Here is a 3,623-nt window from a genome sequence, read left to right on the forward strand (position 1 = left end):
GGTACTGCGGCCCCCGCTCGCCCGAGCCGTCGCACGCGGTCTCCCTGACCCGGCCCTCGCCCGCGGAGTACACGCAGTCGCCGACGACCGTGCGCGGGCCGCCCCCGCCGCCCGGGTCGCCGGGGTGCGGCTCCTCCAGATTGCGCATGCAGGCATAGCCCTGGGTGGCGCTCCCGGCGGACCTGTCCGCGGTGCGGCCCGCCACCGGGCGGTTCTCGCTGATGTGTAGCACGAAGTCGCTGCGGGCCGGGCAGGCCGGACCGTCCGCCGTGCCGCCCTCGAAGCGGGCGAGCACCCGCGCCACCGCGCTCTCGCTGCGGCACGGCACCTCGACGAACGACGTCCGCCCCCGTGAGCTGCACTCGCCCACCGCGAGGAAGACCGCCCCGTAGCCGGACGGGGAGCGCGACGGGTTCGCCGACGTCGTGTCCTTCGACGACTCCCCGGACCCCGACGAGCTCTGACAACCGACCAGTGCGAGCGCCAGCAGCGGCGCCGCGCACACCACCCCAACCGTCCGCGCGAACATGGTGATCCCCCCGATATACCCACCCAGCGTGGCCCGTGGAGGCGGGCACACGCCAGACGTGCAGGGGGCTTTGCGTCAGTTGGGGGTGGTGCGCCGGTAGTGCGGCGTACGCCCCGTACGACCGTTTCAGTACCGTGGATCAGTACCGCAGGCCGTAGCCGATCGGATAGAGGACCTGGGTCGGGTCGTCGGCCCGCTGCACCGGCACGGGCAGTTTCCCGCGCGGCTCGGCCCGCCCCGTGAGCACGCTTACCGCCGCCCGCAGTTCGACGTCGATCCAGGAGTACGCGGCCACGTGCGCGTCGGCGGCGCCCAGCTGGGCCACGTCGTAGGGATTGCGCAGCGACAGTGTGACCACCGGGACGCCGGTCGCCGCGACGGCGTTCACCAGGGCCTGCTGGGTGGAGCCCGCCGTGACGTTGTACGTCCCGATGAGTACCGCGTCCTTGCCCTCGGCCGCCGCGACCGCCTGGGCGATGACGGCCTGGGTCGGGGCGGTGCCGGTGGCCAGCACCGTGGGGGAGAAACCCAGTTCGGCCAGGGCGGCGCCGAGCACGGTGGTCGGCGGGCCGTCGCTGAGCGAGGGCGATGCCGGGTCCGCGCCGAGCACGAGGACGTTCTTGTGCGTGCGCCGGGACAGGGGCAGGAGCTTCTTCTTGCCCACGCTCTTGTTCACGAGCAGCGTCGTCGTACGCTCGGCGATCCGGTCGGCCGCCGCCAGGTGCGCCCGGGTGCCCACCGTGCGGTCGACGCCGCGATGGGTGACGAACGGGTCCTTGAAGAGCCCCAGCTTGGCCTTCATCCGCAGCACGCGCAGGATCGAGACGTCGAGCCGCTCCTCGGTCAGCTCGCCGCTCCGCACGGCCTTGACCACGGCGTTCCAGGAGACGTCCAGGGACGGCGGGTTGAGCAGCTGGTCGACGCCGGCCTGGAGTGCGAGCACCGGGACGCGGTCGTCGCCGTACTTCGTGCGGACGCCCTCCATGCCCAGCGAGTCGGTGATCACGACGCCGTCGTAGCCGAGCTGCTCGCGCAGGATGCCGGTGAGGATCGGGCGGGACAGCGTCGCCGGGTCCTCGGCCGGGTCCAGGGCCGGGACGACGAGGTGCGCCGTCATGATCGAGTCGATGCCGGCGGCTATCGCGGCCTCGAACGACGGCTTGTCCAACTGCTCCCACTGCTCACGGGTGTGGGTGATCACCGGGAGCCCGGTGTGGCTGTCGGTCGCCGTGTCGCCATGTCCCGGGAAATGCTTGGCAGTTGAGGCGATGCGAGCCGACTGGTACCCCTTGACCTGGGCCGCCACCAGTTTGGCGACCGCCGCCGGGTCGGCGCCGAACGAGCGGACGCCGATGACGGGGTTGGCCGGGTTGACGTTGACGTCCGCGTCGGGGGCGTAGTCCTGGTTGATGCCGAGCGCGCGCAGCTCGGCGCCGGCCATCTGCCCGGCCTGCTGCGCGTCCTTCGTCGAACGGCCCGCGCCGAAGGCCATCGCGCCGGGGAACAGGGTGGCGGGCTTGCCGACCCGGGCGACGATGCCGTGCTCCTGGTCGGTCGATATCAACAACGGTATTCGGGAGGGCTGTTGGAGCCCGGCCGTCTGGATGCCGTTGCTCAGGTCGGCGATCTGGTGCGGGTCGCGCACGTTGTGCGCCCACGCGAAGTAGATGATGCCGCCGAGCTTGTACTTGGCGATCATCTCGGCGGCGGTGCGGACGCCGATCTCCTTGAGGTTGGCGTCGATGTCGGCCTGGTCGGGGGCGGTGGCCGAGTGGCCGTAGACCCGCATCACGAAGAGCTGGCCGACCTTCTCCTCCAGGGACATCCCGGAGATGATCTTCTTGAGGGCCTTGTCGCCGGGGACGGCGGCCGGGGCGGGTGCGGCGCTCACGGAGGTGGCGCTCAGGGCGGCGGCGACACCGGCGGTGGCGGCCGCGAGCAACGTACGTCTGGAGAGGTGTTCCACGTGCGCTCCGTCCGAGGGGAGGGGCTGAAGGAAACTTCCGCGCGTCATGAATATGGGGAAAGTTTCTTCCAGTCAAGGGAGTTGGCGTGCCCGGGTGCGCACGGGAAGGGGCCGCCACCGGCGCTGTTGGAGGGGGGCGCGCCGGTGGCGGCATGCTGCCGACCGCGTGCGGCGGAGAGGGTGGTCAGCGTTCGCAGCCAGCAGCGAGGCCGACACCGCACCGCGGAGAGTCACCGGCAGCGTGCCCTTTGGACGGGCGGGCCCGCGCCCCGGTTCCCGTCTTTTGAAGATTCCGGGAAGTTGGTGTGGAGGTGACGGGTGCGAGTTGTGCCGCATTTCAGGGGTGCGGGGCCGTGTCATCAGCGGCTCCGCCGCGGAGCGCCCGCCCGCCCGCCCCCGCCGACCCGCGCCCGGGGGCTGCTCCGCAACCAGGCAGGTGCGACCGGCCCCCGCCGACCCGCGCTCGGGGGCTACTCCGGCAACCAGGCAGGTGCGACCGGCCCCCGCTGACCCGCGCTCGGGGGCTACTCCGTAACCAGGCAGGTGCGACCGGCCCCCGCTGACCCGCGCCCGGGGGCTACTCCGTAACCAGGCAGGTGCGACCGCCCCCCCCACCGACCCGCACCCGGGGCTACTCCGGCAACCAGGCAGGTGCGACCGGCCCCCACCGACCCGCGCCCGGGGGCTACTCCGCAACCAGGCAGGCGCGGCCCTGCTCGCGCAGCACCCGCACCGTCTCCGCCACCGCAGGACGGCGCGACGTCCCGGTCCGCCACAGGGCGTACAGCCGCCGCCGCGGCATCGGGTCGAGCCCCACCGCGACGACCCCCTGCGGCAGCGGGCCCCTGCCGAGCCGCGGGATCAGCGCGATCCCGAGACCGGCCGCGACCAGGGCCGTCAGGGTCGGGTTCTCCTCCGCCCGATGCACGATGAGCGGCTCGAACCCCGCGGAGCGCATCGTGCGCACGAGCCAGTCGTGGCACACCCGCCCCGGCGGCTGCGACACCCAGCGCTCACCGCCGAGCTCCTCCCGCCGCACCGCCGCCCGCCCGGCCAGCGGATGCCCGGCCGGGACGAGCAGATCGCACAGGTCGTCGCCGATCACGGCCTGCTCCACCCCGGCGGGGG

The 3,623-nt window shown here is 73.1% G+C and carries 3 protein-coding genes; all 3 read right to left on the bottom strand.

The features are described 5' to 3' along the window. On the bottom strand, positions 1-529 hold a 529-nt coding region (locus tag G3I40_RS28045; protein WP_164305164.1), incomplete at its 3' end, for a hypothetical protein. Between the two features lie 139 nt (positions 530-668). Continuing rightward, positions 669-2,495: a glycoside hydrolase family 3 protein gene (locus tag G3I40_RS28050; RefSeq protein ID WP_343245036.1), complete on the bottom strand. Its 1,827-nt coding sequence runs from the start codon at positions 2,493-2,495 to the stop codon at positions 669-671. 685 nt (positions 2,496-3,180) lie between these two features. Then, positions 3,181-3,623 (bottom strand): LysR substrate-binding domain-containing protein (locus G3I40_RS28055; protein ID WP_239091978.1); only part of this gene is annotated, 443 nt, incomplete at its 5' end.

The sequence above is a fragment of the Streptomyces sp. SID14478 genome (genome assembly GCF_010548525.1).
In the GTDB taxonomy this organism is placed as follows: Bacteria; Actinomycetota; Actinomycetes; order Streptomycetales; family Streptomycetaceae; genus Streptomyces.